Genomic DNA, 19085 nt, shown 5'->3' on the forward strand with positions numbered 1-19085 from the left:
GCCTAGAGGTTGCGCTTCAGCCCCTCGTGGCTCGCGACAAATCCCAGTTTCTCGTAGAAACGGATGGCATTGCGCCGTGATTTGTCCGAGGTCAGCTGTACCAAACCGCAACCGCGCTCGGCGCAGCGTGCAACAGCCCACTCAATGAAATTGGAGCCTAGGCCCGTGCCACGCGCGCTCTTGGCGACGCGCACGCTTTCGATCTGCCCACGCCAAACACCTGTTCGGGACAGGCCGGGAATGAAAGTCAGCTGCAAGCAGCCAAGGACGCGATCGCGCCCATCCACCGCGACCGCCAGCAGCTGATTGGCGTCGGCTTCGATGGCATCAAACGCAGCGACATATCTCGCATCCGGCGGATCCGAAACGATTTCGCGCGCGCTGCCGAGGTCGTCCTCGGCGAGCAAGCCAATGATGTCAGCCAGATCCGAACGGCGCGCGGGGCGGAAGGAATGCATGTCTTGCCTCAATGATGCAGGTCGATCGGTGCCTTGTAGAAGACGTCATCGTTGGGCGGAATGGCCTGGCGCTCGATCAGTCGATGCACCTGCGGCAGTTCTTCGCCTCGGTGGAGCGCCCGCAACTGTTCGATATTTTCCGCATCGGCCTGCGTGCGGCGCTGATTGTGCCTGATGTATTCGACCCAGGTCGGCGCGTGGTAGGTCTCCGTCCACCGGCCCGGTTTTTCGAGATCGCGCATCAGCGCCCAATTGCGCGCGCCGTCGCGAATGCGGATGCGCCGCCGCTCGCCCATCAGGGCCAGAAAGTCGGCAATGTCCGCGTCTGCGATTTCGTAATCGATCTGGACGACGATTGGACCGCTGCGCGGCGTGATATCGAGGCCGAGCGCCGGTTCGATGAAGCGGTTCAGCGGGTCCAGGTTGAGCGAGGCAAAGGCCGGCATGGCAAAGCGCAGGCCGATGACGATGCCGAAGAGCATGACGAAGGCCGAGATGAGCAGGGCATTGGCAACGCCATAGCGGTCGGCTGCCGCGCCCCAGAGCCAGCTGCCGCCGGCAATGCCGCCGAAGGTCACCGTCTGATAGAGCGACAGGGCGCGGCCGACGACCCAACGCGGCGTCGACAGCTGCACGATCGTATTGAACAGCGAGAGCGCCAGCACCCAACATGCGCCTGCGATCACCAGCCCGGCACAGGTCAGCGCGGCAATCGGACTGGAGGCGGCGATCACTGCGCTCAGCGCAAAGCCGGTAAAGGAAATCCGCACGATCGCCTCGCTCGAAAAGCGTTCGCGCAGCCGGTCGTTCAGGATAGCCCCGCCGATGGCGCCGATGCCGAAAGAGCCGAGCATGAGGCCGTAGGTCAGCGGACCGCCGACAACAAGGTTGATCGCCACGATCGGCAGCAGTGCAAGGATCGAGCTGGCGCTGATCCCGAAGACGAGCCCGCGCAGCAGCACCTTTTGCAGGTTGGGCGACATCGACACGTAACGAAGGCCGGCAAAGACGGCGCTGCCGAGCGTCTCCCTCGGGAGGGTCGAGGCCGGCGGGGTCGGCTTCCAGCGCCATAGCGCATAGATCAGCGCGAAGTAGCTCAGTGTATTGACGGCAAAGGCTGCAGCCGCGCCGGCAGCGGCGACGATGGCGCCGCCGATCGCGGGTCCGACACTGCGGGTGATATTGAAGCCGACGCTGTTCAACGTCACCGCACCCGGCAGATCCACGCGCGGCACCATGTCGCCGACCGAGGCTTGCCAGGACGGGTTGTTCAACGCCGTGCCGCAGCCGATGAGGAAGGTGAAAAAGAGGAGCAGCCAGGGCGAAAGCCAGCCGAAGTAGGCGGAGATGCTGAGCACGGCCGAAACCGCAAACATGAAGTATTGCGCAATCAGCATCACCCGGCGGCGATCAAAGCTGTCTGCAAGGGCGCCCGATGCAAGCGAAAAGAGCATGATTGGCAGTGCCGTCGATGTCTGCACGAGCGCAACCATATTGTCCGATGCCGTGATGGTCGTCATCATCCAGGCGGCGCCGACCGCCTGGATCAGTCCCCCGAAGTTCGAAGCGAGGCTTGCAAACCAGATCCTTCGGTAGGTTTCGTGCCGTAGCGGCGCCAGTGTCGACGAAGTGTAATGCACGATCCCTCCCGATGACGGTCCTCGGAGCCAATATATGCTGAATGACGCCGCTGGCTACCTCGGGCGCCCGTTAGGCCGAAGGTTGGCGACGGACCTTGCAATTTTTTGAAAACGGGCCTATATGGCTCTCAAATCTTGATCGTTTTGATGAAGAGTGGGCCGCAAGGACCCGCTCTTTTTTATTACCGCGATCATCCAAAAAGCCTGAAATTGCGAGGAGCGTATCGCTTGTCGGATCCGACGAAAGCAGACAATGAACTTGAGCCGCGGCTGATCACCGAGACCGGTCTCGACCAGCGCCTTGCCGACATCGTCGAGCCTGTGCTCATCGACCTTGGTTATCGCCTGGTCCGTGTACGCATGCTCAACCAGAACGGCGCCACCATGCAGATCATGGCCGAACGTAATGATGGAACGATGGATGTCGAAGGCTGCGAAGAGGTCTCGATGGCCGTTTCTCCGGTTCTCGATGTGGAAGATCCGATCGATAGAGAGTATCATCTCGAAGTGTCTTCGCCGGGTATCGACCGCCCGATGGTGCGGAAATCCGATTTCGTGCGCTGGCAGGGACACCTTTTGAAGTGCGAAACGTCGATCATGGTCGGCAACCGCAAGCGCTTCCGTGGCAAGATCGTTGCGACCGACGCAGACGGTTTCACGCTCGAGCGTGACCAGGTTTCCGAGGGTGAAGAGCAGAATATCGTTATTCCGTTCACGGCTCTCGCCGATGCAAAGCTCATTCTGACCGACGATCTGATCCGTGATGCCCTGCGCGCCGACAAGCTGGCGAAGGCAGAGGCCGCGAACCAGAACGAAGCGGAAGACGAAGAATAACCGATCAACTTGTGGCTCCAGGGACGGGAACCCGGGACGCCAAGACGGAGAGATAAGACAATGGCAGTCAGTGCGAACCGGCTCGAACTTCTGCAGATCGCAGATGCAGTGGCGCGCGAAAAGGTCATCGACCGCGAGATCGTACTTGCCGCAATGGCAGACGCGATCCAGAAGGCAGCGCGCTCCCGCTACGGCACCGAGTCCAACATCCGCGCCGACATCAACCCGAAGACCGGTGAAATCCGTCTTCAGCGTCTGCTCGAAGTTGTCGACAAGGCCGAAGACTATTCGACCCAGATTCCACTTGAGCTGGCCCGCGACCGCAACCCGGATGCAGCCCTTGGCGATTTCATTGCCGATCCGCTGCCGCCGATGGATTTCGGCCGTATCGCTGCTCAGTCCGCCAAGCAGGTTATCGTTCAGAAGGTTCGTGAAGCCGAGCGCGACCGCCAGTTCGACGAGTTCAAGGATCGCGTCGGCGAAATCGTCAACGGCACCGTCAAGCGCGTCGAATATGGCAACGTCATCGTCGACCTCGGCCGCGGCGAAGGCATCATCCGCCGCGACGAAATGATCCCGCGCGAGAACGTCCGCTATGGCGATCGCGTCCGCGCATACGTATATGATGTTCGTCGTGAACAGCGCGGCCCGCAGATCTTCCTGTCGCGCACGCATCCGCAGTTCATGGTCAAGCTCTTCACGATGGAAGTGCCTGAAATCTACGACGGCATCATCCAGGTGAAGTCGGTTGCCCGCGATCCGGGTTCGCGCGCCAAGATCGCCGTGATCTCGAACGACAGCTCGATCGATCCGGTCGGCGCCTGCGTCGGTATGCGCGGTTCGCGTGTTCAGGCCGTTGTCGGCGAACTCCAAGGCGAAAAGATCGACATCATTCCGTGGTCGCAGGACCCGGCGACCTTCGTCGTCAACGCCCTGCAGCCGGCTGAAGTCGCCAAGGTCGTTCTCGACGAAGATGCAGAGCGCATTGAAGTCGTGGTTCCGGACGAGCAGCTGTCGCTGGCCATCGGCCGCCGCGGCCAGAACGTCCGCCTGGCATCGCAGCTGACTGGCTGGGACATCGATATCATGACGGAAGCCGAGGAATCCGAGCGCCGTCAGAAGGAATTCAACGAGCGCACCAACCTGTTCATGGATTCGCTCGACGTTGACGAAATGGTCGGCCAGGTTCTGGCGTCGGAAGGCTTTGCGGCAGTTGAAGAACTGGCTTACGTCGATCTCGACGAAATTGCCTCGATCGACGGTTTTGACGAAGACACCGCACAGGAAATCCAGACGCGCGCCCGCGAATATCTGGAGCGCCTGGAAGCCGAAATGGACGAGAAGCGCAAGGCGCTCGGTGTTTCCGACGAACTGCGTCAGATCGACGGCATGACCGCTCAGATGATGGTCGCGCTCGGCGAAGACGGCATCAAGACGATCGAGGACTTCGCCGGCTGCGCCGCTGACGATCTCGTCGGCTGGAGCGAGCGCAAGAACGGCGAGACCAAGAAGTTCGAAGGCCTGTTCTCCAAGTTCGACGTTTCGCGCGTCGAGGCGGAGCAGATGGTTGTCCAGGCCCGCCTCGCGGCTGGTTGGATCACCGAGGAGGACCTCGCAAAGGACGCGGAAGCTGAAGAAGCTCCCGAGGCCGAGCAGGAAGTATAATGTCCGCGCGTGAGCCGAGCGTCTCTCCTGAGGACGACGATCTTGCAGGATATGACGTGAATGGTCGCATGTGCATCGTGACGCGCGAAAGCGGATCGCAGGATGAGCTGATCCGCTTCGTTGCTGCTCCTGATGGGACTGTGGTCGCCGACCTGAAGCGCCAGCTTCCGGGACGCGGCTGTTGGGTCAAGATCGATCGCTCGCTGGTCGACAAGGCCGTGGCGAAGAAGCTCTTTGCGCGTGCCTTGAAAGCGGATGTGAAGGCGGCAGCCGAGCTCGGCGAAACCGTCGATACGCTGCTCGTACAGCAGCTGATGCAGATGATGAACATGGCTCGCAAGGCGGGGCAGTTCGTTACCGGCTCCGCGAAAGTGGATGCCGCAGTCAGGAGTGGAGCCGCGATCGCCGTGTTCCACGCAACGAATGCCGCCGAAGATGGCGTGAGAAAAATCGACCAGGCCCGCAAGGCCTGGCACCTCGGAATGGAGACCGAGGAGGAAGTACCTTCCTACCGTCTCTTCTCGGAGAGCGAAATGGAAGGCCTGATGGGCCAGAACGCTTTTATCCATGCTGCAGTGCTTGCAGGGCAGGCGGGTGAGGGTGTAGTGAAGCGCGCAAAGATGCTCGAACAGTACCGCAATGGCGGTCAGTCCCGGGCAGCGGGCGGCGCTGGCCGGCAAAAACAATGATGCGGTCACCGGACTTGTCCGGTCCCCAGATCATTGATCGACATATTTGATTGACAGGGCCTGATGACGTCATCGCTCCCTGTCCGAAGGAACGGGAACGAATGACCGATAGCAATGACGACAAGACACTGAACGGACCGGGCAAGAAGACTCTGACCCTGAAGCCGTCGGGCATGAGCCAGGGCACCGTGCGCCAGGATATGGGCCGCGGCCGCACCAAGGCGGTCGTTGTCGAGACCCGCAAGCGGCGTCCGATGCGTCCGGAAGACGAGCGCCCGATTACGCCGGGCACTGCGGCGGCGCCCGCCCGTGCCGCCGAGCCGGCCCCGGTCGCGCATCAGCCGCGCGCACCGCAGGCCCCTGCCCCACGCATCCATCCGTCCGGCCAGCAGTCACGTCCGCAGCAGCCGTCTTCGCAGCCGCGCCAGCAGGATCGTCCGCGTCCGGTAGTCTTGAACCACCTCTCGCCGGAAGAAATGGATGCCCGCCGGCGCGCGCTTGCCATGGCACAAGTTCGCGATGCCGAGGATGCGGTTCGCCGCGCCGAGGAAGAAAAGCGCCGCGCCGCCGAAGAGGCTGTGCGCCAGGCCGCGGAAGCCGAAGAGGCTAAGCGTCGCGCTGCCGAAGAGGCTCAGCGCGTTGCCGAAGCTGCCACGGCCGTTGCAACTCCCGCACCCGCTGCGGTCGAGGCGCGCACTGAAGCGCCGCGTGTTCAGGCCCAGACTCCGCCCGCACGCCGCCCCGATGCGGCGCCGTCCGCGGCTCCGGCGAGGCCGTCTCCGGCCGCGGCCGCAGCGCCGGGCGCTCGTCGCCGTGACAGCGAAGATGAGGACCGCGGCGCGCCGCGCGGCGTTCCCGCTCGTGGTCGCGTCGTACGCCCGGAACCGGCAAAGCCGGTGACGACACGTCCAAAGACCGACGACGAACGTCGCCGCGGGAAGCTGACGATCGGTACTGCCGGCGTCGACGAAGATGGCACGGCACGTGGCCGTTCCATGGCCGCCATGCGCCGCCGCCAGGAAAAGTTCCGCCGCAGCCAGATGCAGGAAACCCGCGAAAAGGTTGTTCGCGAAGTCATCCTGCCGGAGACCATCACCATCCAGGAACTGTCGCAGCGCATGTCCGAACGTGCGGTCGACGTTATCAAGTACTTGATGAAGGAAGGCCAGATGATGAAGCCGGGCGACGTCATCGACGCCGACCTCGCTGAACTCATCGCCGGCGAATTCGGCCACACCGTCAAGCGCGTTTCGGAATCCGACGTCGAACTCGGTATCTTCAACGTTGCCGACGAAGAGGGCGATCGCGTTTCGCGTCCGCCTGTTGTGACCATCATGGGCCACGTTGACCACGGCAAGACCTCGTTGCTCGATGCCATCCGCCATGCCAACGTGGTTGCCGGCGAAGCTGGCGGCATCACGCAGCATATCGGCGCCTATCAGGTCGAGCAGAACGGTCAGAAGATCACCTTCATCGACACCCCCGGCCACGCCGCCTTCACGGCGATGCGTGCCCGTGGTGCGCAGGCGACCGACATTGCGATCCTGGTCGTTGCCGCTGACGACAGCGTCATGCCGCAGACGATTGAATCGATCAACCACGCCAAGGCCGCTGGTGTTCCGATCATCGTGGCGATCAACAAGGTCGACAAGCCGACCGCCGATCCGCAGAAGGTGCGCACGCAACTCCTGCAGCACGAAGTCTTCGTGGAATCGATGGGCGGTGAAGTTCTTGACGTCGAAGTTTCCGCCAAGACGGGCCTGAACCTCGACAAGCTGCTGGAAGCCATCCTGCTGCAGGCCGAAATCCTGGACCTCAAGGCCAACCCGAACCGCACCGCGGAAGGCACGGTCATCGAAGCCCAGCTCGATCGCGGCCGTGGTTCGGTTGCCACCGTTCTGGTTCAGAACGGTACGCTTAAGCCCGGCCAGATCATCGTTGCCGGCGATGTCTGGGGTCGTGTCCGCGCCCTCGTCACCGACAAGGGCGATCATGTCAAGGAAGCCCCGCCGGCCATGCCGGTCGAGGTGCTCGGCCTTTCCGGCACGCCGCAGGCAGGTGACAAGTTCGCCGTCGTCGAAAACGAAGGCCGCGCCCGCGAGATCTCGGAATATCGTCAGCGCCTCGCTCGCGACAAGGCTGCCGCCCGCCATTCGGGCCAGCGCGGCTCGCTGGAACAGATGATGACGCAGCTGCAGTCCGCAGGCGTCAAGGAGTTCCCGCTGGTCATCAAGGGCGACGTGCAGGGTTCGATTGAAGCGATCGCCGGCGCACTCGAAAAGCTCGGTACGGACGAAGTTCGTGCCCGCATCGTTCACTCGGCTGTCGGCGGTGTGACGGAATCGGATATCTCGCTTGCCGAGGCATCTGGCGCCGCGATCATCGGCTTCAACGTCCGTGCGAACGCACAGGCTCGTACGCTGGCAGAGCGCCAGGGCATTGAAATCCGCTACTACAACATCATCTACGATCTGGTGGATGACGTGAAGGCAGCGATGTCGGGCCTGCTGTCGCCAGAGCGTCGCGAAACCTTCCTCGGCAATGCCGAGATCCTCGAGGTGTTCAACATCACGAAGGTCGGCAAGGTCGCGGGTTGCCGCGTTACCGAAGGCAAGGTCGAACGTGGTGTCGGCGTTCGCCTCGTCCGCGACCACGTCGTCATCCACGAAGGCAAGCTCAAGACGCTCAAGCGCTTCAAGGATGAAGTCTCGGAAGTGCATTCCGGCCAGGAATGCGGTATGGCTTTCGAGAATTACGAAGACATCCGCGCCGGCGACACGATCGAGTGCTTCCGTGTCGAGCACATCACCCGTACGCTCTGATCGTGTGATATTGGAAATTTGGACGGGCGCCGGATCAACTGAGGCCGGCGCCCGAACCTTTTGAGGCAAAGAAAAATGGCAACAAGACCAACAACCTCCGCACCTTCGCAGCGCATGCTGCGCGTCGGCGAGCAGGTTCGCGCCGCGATCACGCAGGTTCTGCAGCGCGGCGAAGTGCGCGATGACGTGATCGAGAAGACCGTCATTTCCATCTCCGAAGTCCGCATGTCGCCCGATCTGAAGATCGCGACGGCCTATGTGACGCCACTTGGTGTGACGGATCATGATGCGGTGATTGGCGCGCTGAACCGCAATGCAAAATACATTCGCGGCCGCCTCGGGTCCCAGCTTCGGCAGATGAAGTACATGCCGGAGGTCCGCTTCCGCGACGATACGAGCTTCGACAATTACAAGAAGATCGACGAGTTGCTGCGCTCGCCTGAGGTGAGCCGCGATCTCGATCACGGCGATACCGAAGAAGAATAGTAGAAGAGACTGATGTCCAAACCACGTAAACCGAAGGGCCGCCCGATCTCGGGTTGGCTGATCCTTGATAAGCCGGTCGATTTCGGCTCCACCGAAGCCGTTTCCAAGATCAAATGGCTGTTCAAGGCGCAGAAGTGCGGTCACGCCGGCACGCTTGACCCGCTGGCCTCGGGCATGCTGCCGATCGCCCTTGGCGATGCGACGAAGACCGTTCCCTACGTGATGGACGGTCGCAAGATCTACGAATTCACCGTGACCTGGGGCGAGGAGCGCGCAACCGATGATCTTGAGGGCGATGTAACGCAGAGCTCCGACAAGCGCCCGAGCGAACAGCAGATCCGCGACCTCCTGCCGAAGTACACCGGTGTGATCAGCCAGGTTCCGCCGCAGTTTTCCGCCATCAAGATATCAGGCGAGCGCGCCTACGATCTGGCGCGCGACGGTGAGGCAGTGGAAATCCCCTCTCGCGAAGTCGAGATCTTTCGCCTGACGCTGCTGTCCTGCCAGGATGCCAATACGGCGCATTTCGAAGTCGAATGCGGCAAGGGTACCTATGTGCGTGCGCTGGCGCGCGATTTCGGCCGCGAGCTCGGCTGCTATGGCCATATCTCCGGCCTGCGTCGCAGCTTTGTCGCGCCCTTTGCCGAAGAGACCATGATACCGCTTGCCGATCTCGTCGCGATCGAGGCAGTCGAAGACGCGGACGAACGGCTTGCAGCGCTGGATGCCCTGCTGATCGACACCAGCGAAGCGCTCTCCTCACTGCCGCACCTCGTTGTCAATGACGACCAGGCGCATCGTTTGAAGATGGGCAATCCGATCCTCGTGCGGGGTCGCGATGCGCCGGTTGCCGAAAGCGAAGCCTATGCCACGTCCCGCGGCAAGCTGATCGCGATCGGCGAGATCGGTCAGGGCGAGTTCCGCCCAAAGCGGGTCTTTGGCTGAGGGTCGTTAAACCTCCGGTTTTGCGGTGGGTCGGCCAAACCACAGATAGCAATTGTCAATGTTCGGCATTGGGATATGTTTCCCTGATCTGGGCCGTCGGGTCCTTCAGATCAGGGAGACAGTTATGCGCAGACTTGCAGCCGGCATCCTGATGTTCTTCTCGGCGGTTTTGATAGCCGCCAACACTTATTCCGCGGAGCGCTGGGCAACGTTGCCAGCCTTCCCGCCAATGCCGACCGCAAAGACGAGCGGCATGGCCCCCGTCAACGACATCAAGATGTACTACGCCGAATACGGCGAGGGTGAGCCGATGCTGTTCATCCACGGCGGACTCGGCAGCGCCGATGTCTGGGGCTATCAAGTGGCCGAGTTTGCCAAGGATCATTTGGTGATCGTCGCCGACAGCCGCGGGCATGGGCGCTCGACGCGCAGCGAGCAGCCGTTCGGGTATGATCTGATGACCTCCGACTATGTCGCTCTGCTCGATTATCTGAAGCGAGACAAGGTGACCCTGGTCGGCTGGTCTGATGGCGGCATCATCGGCATCGACATGGCGATGAAGAACCCGGAGAAGCTGACGCGCGTGATCGCACAGGCGGCGAATGTGACGACCGACGGCGTCAAAGCCGACGTCATGACCAACAAGACCTTCAGCGGTTACATCGATGCGGCCGGCGAGACCTACAAGAAGCTGTCGCCGACGCCGAACGAGTATGATGCTTTCGTCACCCAGATCTCCGCGATGTGGGGAAGCCAGCCAGCCTGGACATCCGACGACCTCGGCAAGATCAAGGTACCCGTCACCTTGACGATCGGCGACCACGACGAGGCAATCAAGCTCGACCATACCGAGATGATGGCCAAACAAATTCCAGGTTCGAAGCTGGTGATCCTCAAGGACGCAAGCCACTTCGCCATGCTGCAGGATCCAGAGGGCTACAATGCCATGATCCAAGATGCCATAGCTGGAAAGTGACGAATCGGCCATCTGCGGCATGCCTCTTTCAATTGCAGCACATTTGGTTTATACGCAGCGCCAGCAATCGGGCTCTGCCCGGATGCATTCGCGGCCGAAGCTGGACGACATCCCGGCTTTTGGCGACCTAATCTCCTCTCATAGAAAGGAACATCCGATGTCGATTACTGCTGAGCGCAAGACGGCTCTGATCAAGGAATACGCAACGTTCGAAGGCGACACCGGTTCTCCGGAAGTTCAAGTTGCCATCCTGACCGAGCGTATCAACAACCTGACCGGCCACTTCAAGGACCACAAGAAGGATAACCATTCCCGACGTGGTCTGCTGACGATGGTTTCCAGCCGCCGCTCGCTTCTTGACTACCTCAAGAAGAAGAACGAAGGCCGTTACACCAAGCTGATCACCAGCCTGGGTATCCGCCGCTAAGGCTTTTTTCGGCGGGCGTTCCCCTTGGGACACCCGCCGGATTTTTTCGGGGAGAGACTTCCCCATCCCGCCATGCGTGGCGGATTGCCCGGCAGACCCGGATGGGCCGGTTCTGCTAAACCAACCGTTGACCTGTCATGGGGCAGGATTGCCGGATGCTTTTGGCCAGAGCCTCACAAGCTTTGGCCCGGTCTCTTATGGACCGATGAATGTAAAGCCTCCCGTTGTCTTGCCCATGATGCGTCACACCGATTGCGGTTGACCGTGCACCGTGCCTTGGAAGGCGAGGCGCATGTTCCCGCATTGAAGGACAAGACATATGTTCGATACTCATAGTGTGGAAATCGAGTGGGCAGGCCGCCCGCTGAAGCTCGAGACCGGCAAGATCGCCCGTCAGGCTGACGGTGCTGTTCTCGCGACCTACGGCGAAACCGTGGTTCTCGCCACCGTCGTTTCCGCCAAGGCGCCGAAGCCGGGCCAGGACTTCTTCCCGCTGACCGTCAACTACCAGGAAAAGACCTACGCAGCCGGCAAGATCCCCGGCGGCTACTTCAAGCGCGAAGGCCGTCCGTCGGAAAACGAAACCCTCGTTTCCCGCCTGATCGACCGCCCGATCCGTCCGCTCTTCCCGGAAGGCTACAAGAACGACACGCAGGTCGTCGTCACCGTCATCCAGCATGACCTTGAAAACAACCCCGACGTCCTGTCGATGGTTGCTGCGTCGGCAGCTCTGACGCTGTCGGGCGTTCCCTTCATGGGCCCGGTCGGTGGCGCCCGCGTCGGCTACATCAACGGCGAATACGTTCTGAACCCGCATCTCGACGAGATGGAAGAGTCGATCCTCGACCTCGTTGTAGCAGGTACGCACGACGCCGTTCTGATGGTTGAATCCGAAGCCAAGGAACTTAATGAAGAAGTCATGCTCGGCGCCGTCATGTTCGGCCACCGGGGCTTCCAGCCGGTCCTCGATGCGATCATCAAGCTCGCTGAAGTGGCTGCCAAGGAACCGCGTGACTTCCAGCCGGAAGACTACTCCGAACTCGAAGGCGAGATGCTGAAGCATTTCGAAGCCGAGCTTCGCACCGCCTACAAGAACACGCAGAAGGCTGAACGCTACGCTGCCGTCGACGCCGTCAAGGCGAAGGTCAAGGCACACTTCCTGCCGGAAGAAGGCGAAGCCAAGTACACGGCCGAAGAAGTCGGCGCGATCTTCAAGCATCTGCAGGCGAAGATCGTTCGTTGGAACATCCTCGACACCAAGAGCCGTATCGACGGCCGCGACCTCGAAACCGTTCGTCCGATCGTCTCGGAAGTCGGCCTCCTGCCGCGCACTCACGGTTCGGCGCTCTTCACCCGCGGTGAAACGCAGGCGATCGTCGTTGCCACGCTCGGCACCGGCGAAGACGAGCAGTACGTCGACAGCCTGACGGGCATGTACAAGGAGCGCTTCCTGCTCCATTACAACTTCCCGCCCTACTCGGTTGGCGAAACCGGCCGCATGGGTTCCCCAGGTCGCCGCGAAATCGGTCACGGCAAGCTCGCGTGGCGCGCCATCCGTCCGATGCTGCCGTCTGCTGAGCAGTTCCCTTACACCCTGCGCGTCGTCTCCGAGATCACCGAATCGAATGGCTCGTCCTCGATGGCGACCGTTTGCGGCACATCGCTTGCACTCATGGACGCTGGTGTTCCGCTCGCCAAGCCGGTTGCCGGTATCGCCATGGGCCTGATCCTCGAAGGCGACCGCTTCGCGGTTCTCTCCGACATCCTCGGTGACGAAGACCACCTCGGCGACATGGACTTCAAGGTTGCGGGTACCGCAGACGGCATCACCTCGCTGCAGATGGACATCAAGATCGCTGGTATCACCGAAGAGATCATGAAGGTCGCTCTCGGCCAGGCTCAGGGTGGCCGCGCCCACATCCTCGGCGAAATGGCCAAGGCCATCACCGAGAGCCGTGGCCAGCTCGGCGAGTTTGCACCGCGCATCGAAGTCATGAACATTCCAGTCGACAAGATCCGCGAAGTCATCGGCTCCGGCGGCAAGATTATCCGCGAAATCGTCGAAAAGACCGGCGCGAAGATCAACATCGAAGACGACGGCACGGTCAAGATCGCGTCCTCGTCCGGCAAGGAAATCGAAGCGGCCCGCAAGTGGATCCACTCGATCGTTGCTGAACCGGAAGTTGGCCAGATCTACGAAGGCACGGTCGTCAAGACCGCCGACTTCGGCGCCTTCGTCAACTTCTTCGGCGCCCGCGATGGCCTCGTCCACATTTCGCAGCTTGCATCCGAGCGCGTTGCCAAGACGCAGGACGTCGTCAAGGAGGGCCAGAAGGTCTGGGTCAAGCTCCTCGGCTTCGACGAGCGTGGCAAGGTCCGCCTGTCGATGAAGGTTGTCGACCAGGCAACTGGCCAGGAACTTCCGGCTGCCGAAAAGTCCGACAAGAAGAAGGAGGAAGCGGCTGAATAAGCCGCGCCTTTCAAACCGTTCGAGGGCGTGGGAGTTTTCCCGCGCCCTTTTTGTATCCGAAGGCGAGAAGAGATCATGAGCCGCGAAACCCTGAAGACCCTGTTCCATCCCTTTGCCAGCGGCACCGTTGAAGCGCCCGGCGAGGGCGAGCGTGTGCTCTTCCTCGGCGCCGAGGCAGGCTTTGCCCTGCCGGAGGGCTTTGCCGCCTCGCTGAGCGCCGTACAGGGCTTCCGGCCGCTGTTTAGGCAACTCCTCTCGCAGCGGATCGAAACCACGCCTGAGATCGAAGGCGAGGACTACGATGCCGCGCTGGTTCTCTGCAACAAGCACAAGGGCGAGAACGAGGCGAACATCGCTGCCGCGCTTCAGCACGTGAAGGTGGGCGGCCTAATCGTCATCGCCGGCGGCAAGGAGGATGGCGTCCAGTCGCTCCGTAAGCGTATGGAGGGCTTCGGCCTCGAGATCGAACACATGCCGAAATATCACGGCGTGGCGCTCTGGTTCGGACGGCCGGCCGACGTTAGTGAGGTCGTCAGCAAGTTTTCCAAGCCGTCCGTGCGCGTGGATGGCCGTTTCCTGGCCGCCGCCGGCATGTTCTCGCACGACCGCGTCGATGATGGCTCGGAGTTGCTCGCCTCGCGTCTGCCTACCGATTTCACCGGTGATGTCGCCGACTTTGGCGCCGGCTGGGGTTATCTGTCCGTCGAACTGGCGGAGCGCTCGCCGGGTGTCAGTCGTCTCGACCTCTACGAGGCCAACCACGCGACTCTTGAAGCCGCCAAGGGCAACATGGCCGAGAACTGCCCCGACGTGCCGGCGCGCTTCTTCTGGCATGACCTGGCGAGCGAACCGGTCAAGGACAGGTACGACCTCATCATAATGAACCCGCCCTTCCATGAAGGACATGCGGCGGAGCCGTCACTCGGTCAGGCGATGATCAAGACCGCTGCCTCAGCGCTGCGCGGAGGCGGGCGTCTCTTGCTGGTTGCCAATCGCGGATTGCCCTACGAGCCGGTGCTTGCAGCAAACTTCAAGGAGAGCGGCGAAACTTGCCGCAATGCGCGCTTCAAGGTGCTGTGGGCGAAGAAGTAGCCGCGGAACAGCCCAAAGGGGAGGGGGAGCTATGGATACGGAAGCAAACAAGCAACTCGTGACTGCCTATGTCGAGGCGTTCAACCGCTTCGACATGGCGGCGTTGCGCGAGCTCTTTGCCGCCGATGCGCGGATTTACGGTGTTCTGGGATATGGCGGTCTCGATGAGGTCGAGCCTATCTGGCGTGAGCTCCACGAGGGGATGAACATCAACCTCGAGATCCTCGATATCGCCGCCGAGGGGAAGAACGTCGTCGTCCGCTACCGGGAAAGCGGGCGTTATTCCGGCTTCTTCCGCGGTCTCGTGGGTCATGACCCGACTGACAAGAGCTACGAGCTCACCGCGATGGAGTGGTTTGTCGTCGAAAACGGAAAGATTGCGACCCGCTGGGGCGCCAGAGATTCGGCTGCTATTCTGCGGCAGGTCACGCATCCCTAGGGGATGCGTTTCGGAAAAGCCGGGCTCGTTTCCAAGCCCGGCTTCGGTCCTTATTCCACGTCTGCCGTGCGCAGTGCGTCCAGTGTCGGCATCGAGGTGATGTTGAAGCCTGCATCTACGAAATGGATTTCGCCGGTAACGCCTGCCGACAGGTCTGACAGCAGATAAAGGGCGGAATTGCCGACCTGATCGATCGTCACCGTCTTGCGCAGCGGCGAGTTCCGCTGGTTCCAGGAGAGGATTGCGCGTGCATCGGAAATGCCAGCGCCCGCGAGCGTCCGGATCGGGCCAGCAGAGATCGCATTGACGCGGATCCCGCTCGGCCCGTAATCCGCAGCCAGATAACGCACCGACGCCTCGAGAGCAGCCTTTGCAACACCCATGACGTTGTAGTTCGGGATGACGCGCGTCGAGCCATTGTAGGTCAGCGTCAGCATCGAACCGCCGGCATTCATGAGCGGCGCGCAGCGCTTGGCGATCTCGGTGAAGGAGAAACAGGAGATCACCATCGTGCGGCTGAAATTGTCGCGCGTGGTGTCGGCGTAAAGGCCCTTCAGCTCGTTCTTGTCGGAAAAGCCGATGGCGTGAACGACGAAGTCCAGTGTGCCCCAGCGCTCCTTGATGGCATCGACGGTGGCGTCGACCGAGGCGATGTCCTCGACGTCGCACGGCAGAACGAATTCTGAACCGACTTCGGCGGCCAGCGGCTTGACACGCTTGCCGAGAGCATCGCCCTGATAGGTGAAGGCAAGTTCCGCGCCCTGTGCTGCCAGCGCCTTCGAAATTCCCCAGGCGATGGAATGGTTGTTCGCGACACCCATGATGAGGCCGCGCTTACCCTGCATGATTCCCGTCATATTATTATCCGTTGTAGCGCTGGAAGACGAGCGTGGCGTTGGTGCCGCCGAAGCCGAAGGAGTTGGAAAGGGCAATGTCGATCTTGGCATCGTCGATGCGCTTGCGAACGATCGGAACGCCGTCGAATTCAGGGTCGAGCTCAGTGATATGCGCGCTTTCGCCGATGAACCCGGCCTGCATCATCAGCAGCGAGTAGATCGATTCCTGCACGCCGGCTGCGCCCAGCGAATGGCCCGTCAGCGACTTGGTCGACTGGATGTGCGGGATCTTGTCGCCGAAGACTTCGCGGATTGCACCGATTTCCTTGCTGTCGCCAACAGGGGTCGAGGTGCCGTGCGTGTTGATGTAGTCGACATCGCCCTTCACCGTCGCGAGCGCCTGGCGCATGCAGCGGATCGCGCCTTCGCCCGACGGAGCGACCATGTCGTAACCATCCGAGGTCGCGCCGTAGCCGACGATTTCAGCGTAGATCTTTGCACCGCGCGCCTTGGCACGCTCCAGCTCTTCCAGGACGAGAACGCCCGCGCCGCCGGCGATGACAAAGCCGTCGCGGCTGACATCATAGGCACGCGACGCCGTTGCCGGCGTCTCGTTGTACTTGGAGGACATGGCGCCCATGGCATCGAAGAGGTTCGACATCGTCCAGTCAAGGTCTTCGTGGCCGCCAGCGAACATCACGTCCTGCTTGCCCCACTGGATCATCTCTGCGGCATTGCCGATGCAGTGTGCCGAGGTCGAGCAGGCCGACGAGATCGAGTAGTTGACGCCGTGGATCTTGAACCAGGTGGCGAGCGTTGCCGATGCCGTCGAGGACATCGCCTTCGGCACGGCAAACGGGCCGATGCGCTTCGGGCTGTTGTTCTTGATGGTGATCTCGGCAGCTTCGATCAGCGTGCGCGTCGAAGGTCCGCCGGAGCCCATGATGATGCCGGTGCGCTCGTTGTTGCTGATGTCGCTCTCTTCCAGACCGGAATCGGCGATCGCCTGCTTCATTGCCACATGGTTCCAGGCGCCGCCCTGACTCAGGAAGCGCATGGCGCGGCGGTCGACCAGATCCGTCGGATCAAGCGACGGGCGACCCCAGACCTGGCACTTGAAGCCGTGCTCAGCAAAATCGTTGGAGAAGGAAATGCCGGACTTGGCGTCGCGCAGCGACGCAGTGACCTCGGCGGCATCATTGCCGATCGAGGAGACAACACCCAGACCCGTAACAACTACCCGTCTCATGTGTTTCGACCTTTTCGTTTTTTCTAACTTGGAAACCGGGCAACTACGCCCGGTGCAATCAGGCTTCTTTGTCCTTGGACAGGCCGACGCGCAGGTCGGTTGCCTGGTAGATGGTTTCGCCGTCGGCCTTCAGCCAGCCATCGGCGGTGCCGAGAACCAGGCGGCCGCGCATGACGCGCTTGAAATCGATGCCGTACTCAAGCAGCTTCGTGGTCGGGCGAATCATGCCCTTGAACTTCACTTCGCCGGTTGAAAGCGCCATGCCGCGACCGGGCTCGCCCAGCCAGCCGAGGAAGAAGCCGGTCAGCTGCCACATGCCGTCAAGGCCGAGGCAGCCGGGCATGATCGGGTTACCCTGGAAGTGGCAGGGAAAATACCAGTCGTCGGGTTTCACGTCGTATTCAGCGCGAATGTAGCCCTTGTCGAAGGCGCCACCGGTTTCGGAAATGTCGGTAATGCGATGAACCATCAACATCGGCGGGAGAGGAAGCTGTGCGTTGCCCGGACCGAACAGTTCGCCGCGGCCGCAAGCCAGAATTTCCTCGTAGTTGAAGCTGGATTGTTTCGTCGCCATGAAAACTCTAATTCCCCCCGCAACTATGCCGATGGATGTGAACGTTTAGTCCAAGTTCAGCGGAAAATGAAGCATAAGCATGACTGAGCTTCATCCAACCTCCGGAGGACCGGCTGCGCGCCTTATTTGGTGGTCGCATACAGGAAGGCCAAGCCCCCGGCCAGCACTAATTGCGCCAAAAGCCCGATTTTGCGGCGTTTTCGCACTCTTTGTCCCCATTGAAACTATTGAAACGCTTTTGCGCAAAAGTTATATGGCTAATGAAACCTGATTGCTTGACGCTAGATTAAACCGGAGTTCGTCGGATGGTGGCAGAGGCCCCGCTTACCATTGAGGCACGGCTGAGACACGCCGGCCTTCGTCCGACGCGCCAGCGCGTCGCGCTCGGTGACCTGCTTTTCGCCAAAGGCGATCGGCACCTGACGGTCGAGGAACTCCACGAGGAGGCCGTGCAGGCGGGAGTGCCTGTGTCGCTGGCGACCGTCTACAACACGCTGCACCAGTTTACCGAAGCAGGGATGATCCGCGTTCTCGCGGTCGAAAGCGCCAAGACCTATTTCGACACCAACGTCTCCGACCACCATCACTTCTTCGTCGAAGGCGAAAACGACGTGCTGGATATCCCGGTCAGTAATCTGACCATCGGCAATCTGCCGGAGCCGCCGGAAGGGCTGGAAATCGCCCACGTCGACGTCGTGATCCGCCTGCGCGCGAAGCGGCGCTGATTTCACATCACATCATCAGGATGCCGGCCGGGCTTTGCCTTGTAGGTCGGAAAGGTCCAACCGAAATAGAGCGCGCCGCCGCGCACTGAGAATGCCGCGACGACACCGACGGCAGAGGCCGCATAGAGCGGCAGGTCGAGTGCGTTCGCAGCCGTAAATATGCCGCCGCCGACCAGTGCTGCCGTGATGTAGATTTCGGGCCGCAACAGCACGGACGGCTCGTTGGCCAGTAGATCGCGCAGGATGCCACCGAAGGTCGCCGTCAACGTCCCGGTCACGATGCCGATCGTTGGCGAGCCCGTGGCGGCGAGGCCCTTCGCGGCACCCATCACGCAGTAAGCCGACAGCCCTACGGCATCGAGCCAGATCAGCAAGCGATAGCGCGATTCAACGAGGTGGGCGGTAAAGAACACCAGGACGCCGATGGCGCAGCAGACGATGACGTAAGTCGGGTTCAGAACCCAGAACACCGGCACACGGCCAAGGACAATGTCGCGCACCGTACCGCCACCCGTCCCCGTGACGATGGAGAAGAACAGGAAGCCGATCAGGTCAAGCTGTTTCCGCGAGGCCGCGAGCGCGCCTGTTGCCGCAAAAAGCGCAACGCCGGCATAATCCACATAGACGAACAGCGGCATGCAGTCCTCCAGAACCGGCGCGTATCTTTCGAATATGAATCACGGCGGCAAGGGCGGCGCAAGCCGGATCAAGCAAACTGTCCGGCCAACAGCGTCCTTATTCGACCAAAAGAGAAACCC

Annotated in this window: 18 protein-coding genes; 12 read left to right on the forward strand and 6 right to left on the reverse strand. The window is 61.3% G+C overall.

Going from position 1 to position 19085, the window contains the following annotated elements:
- Window positions 1-2 precede the first annotated feature (2 nt).
- Window positions 3-458 carry a GNAT family N-acetyltransferase gene (locus tag RHIBUN_RS0111735; RefSeq protein ID WP_025659726.1) on the reverse strand — a complete coding sequence of 152 codons (456 nt, stop codon included), beginning with the start codon at window positions 456-458 and terminating at the stop codon, window positions 3-5.
- Window positions 459-466: 8 nt separating this feature from the next.
- Entirely contained in the window at window positions 467-2098 is a 1632-nt protein-coding gene (locus tag RHIBUN_RS0111740) for an MFS transporter (RefSeq protein ID WP_025659727.1), read from the reverse strand.
- Between the two features lie 228 nt (window positions 2099-2326).
- On the opposite strand from RHIBUN_RS0111740, the gene rimP reads away from it, so the two are divergent.
- The 11 genes from rimP (at window position 2327) to RHIBUN_RS0111795 (ending at window position 14943) form a co-directional block, all read left to right on the forward strand.
- The gene (gene rimP, locus RHIBUN_RS0111745) at window positions 2327-2932 is read left to right on the forward strand and encodes a ribosome maturation factor RimP (RefSeq protein WP_018855388.1); all 606 of its coding nucleotides are present in this window, start codon (window positions 2327-2329) and stop codon (window positions 2930-2932) included.
- 60 nt (window positions 2933-2992) lie between these two features.
- The gene (gene nusA / locus RHIBUN_RS0111750; RefSeq protein ID WP_007798988.1) at window positions 2993-4597 is read left to right on the forward strand and encodes a transcription termination factor NusA; all 1605 of its coding nucleotides are present in this window, start codon (window positions 2993-2995) and stop codon (window positions 4595-4597) included.
- Complete coding sequence (locus RHIBUN_RS0111755; protein ID WP_018855387.1) at window positions 4597-5286, forward strand: RNA-binding protein; 690 nt, start codon at window positions 4597-4599, stop codon at window positions 5284-5286. Before nusA ends, RHIBUN_RS0111755 begins: the two co-directional genes overlap by 1 nt.
- 101 nt (window positions 5287-5387) lie before the next feature.
- Complete coding sequence (gene infB / locus RHIBUN_RS0111760; RefSeq protein WP_025659729.1) at window positions 5388-8108, forward strand: translation initiation factor IF-2; 2721 nt, start codon at window positions 5388-5390, stop codon at window positions 8106-8108.
- A gap of 75 nt (window positions 8109-8183) precedes the next feature.
- Window positions 8184-8594 (forward strand): 30S ribosome-binding factor RbfA, encoded by a 411-nt coding sequence (gene rbfA / locus RHIBUN_RS0111765; RefSeq protein WP_018855385.1) that lies wholly within the window; start codon window positions 8184-8186, stop codon window positions 8592-8594.
- A gap of 12 nt (window positions 8595-8606) precedes the next feature.
- Complete coding sequence (truB, locus tag RHIBUN_RS0111770) at window positions 8607-9539, forward strand: tRNA pseudouridine(55) synthase TruB (RefSeq protein WP_018855384.1); 933 nt, start codon at window positions 8607-8609, stop codon at window positions 9537-9539.
- A gap of 124 nt (window positions 9540-9663) precedes the next feature.
- Complete coding sequence (locus tag RHIBUN_RS0111775) at window positions 9664-10515, forward strand: alpha/beta hydrolase (RefSeq protein WP_025659730.1); 852 nt, start codon at window positions 9664-9666, stop codon at window positions 10513-10515.
- A gap of 157 nt (window positions 10516-10672) precedes the next feature.
- A complete protein-coding gene (gene rpsO / locus RHIBUN_RS0111780; RefSeq protein ID WP_025659731.1) occupies window positions 10673-10942 on the forward strand; it encodes a 30S ribosomal protein S15 in 270 nt (89 codons plus the stop codon).
- Between the two features lie 319 nt (window positions 10943-11261).
- Window positions 11262-13412 (forward strand): polyribonucleotide nucleotidyltransferase, encoded by a 2151-nt coding sequence (gene pnp, locus RHIBUN_RS0111785; RefSeq protein WP_025659732.1) that lies wholly within the window; start codon window positions 11262-11264, stop codon window positions 13410-13412.
- A 75-nt stretch (window positions 13413-13487) separates the two neighbouring features.
- Window positions 13488-14504, forward strand: a complete 1017-nt coding sequence (locus RHIBUN_RS0111790; protein ID WP_025659733.1) for a class I SAM-dependent methyltransferase — start codon at window positions 13488-13490, stop codon at window positions 14502-14504.
- A 31-nt stretch (window positions 14505-14535) separates the two neighbouring features.
- Complete coding sequence (locus tag RHIBUN_RS0111795; RefSeq protein WP_025659734.1) at window positions 14536-14943, forward strand: nuclear transport factor 2 family protein; 408 nt, start codon at window positions 14536-14538, stop codon at window positions 14941-14943.
- Between the two features lie 50 nt (window positions 14944-14993).
- On the opposite strand, the gene fabI is transcribed toward RHIBUN_RS0111795, so the two are convergent.
- Genes fabI through fabA form a run of 3 tightly spaced genes read right to left on the reverse strand, consistent with a single transcriptional unit; the run spans window position 14994 to window position 17602 of the window.
- A complete protein-coding gene (fabI, locus tag RHIBUN_RS0111800) occupies window positions 14994-15800 on the reverse strand; it encodes an enoyl-ACP reductase FabI (protein WP_025659735.1) in 807 nt (268 codons plus the stop codon).
- A gap of 4 nt (window positions 15801-15804) precedes the next feature.
- Entirely contained in the window at window positions 15805-17028 is a 1224-nt protein-coding gene (gene fabB, locus RHIBUN_RS0111805) for a beta-ketoacyl-ACP synthase I (RefSeq protein ID WP_018855377.1), read from the reverse strand.
- 58 nt (window positions 17029-17086) lie between these two features.
- Complete coding sequence (fabA, locus tag RHIBUN_RS0111810; RefSeq protein WP_016552232.1) at window positions 17087-17602, reverse strand: 3-hydroxyacyl-[acyl-carrier-protein] dehydratase FabA; 516 nt, start codon at window positions 17600-17602, stop codon at window positions 17087-17089.
- 305 nt (window positions 17603-17907) lie between these two features.
- Between fabA and irrA the strand changes: the two genes are divergently transcribed.
- Entirely contained in the window at window positions 17908-18327 is a 420-nt protein-coding gene (irrA, locus tag RHIBUN_RS0111815; RefSeq protein ID WP_018855376.1) for an iron response transcriptional regulator IrrA, read from the forward strand.
- A gap of 2 nt (window positions 18328-18329) precedes the next feature.
- On the opposite strand, the gene RHIBUN_RS0111820 is transcribed toward irrA, so the two are convergent.
- Window positions 18330-18965, reverse strand: a complete 636-nt coding sequence (locus RHIBUN_RS0111820; protein ID WP_025659736.1) for a trimeric intracellular cation channel family protein — start codon at window positions 18963-18965, stop codon at window positions 18330-18332.
- Window positions 18966-19085 lie beyond the last annotated feature (120 nt).

The organism is Rhizobium sp. IBUN, assembly GCF_000510625.1.
Lineage (GTDB): Bacteria > Pseudomonadota > Alphaproteobacteria > Rhizobiales > Rhizobiaceae > Rhizobium > Rhizobium altiplani.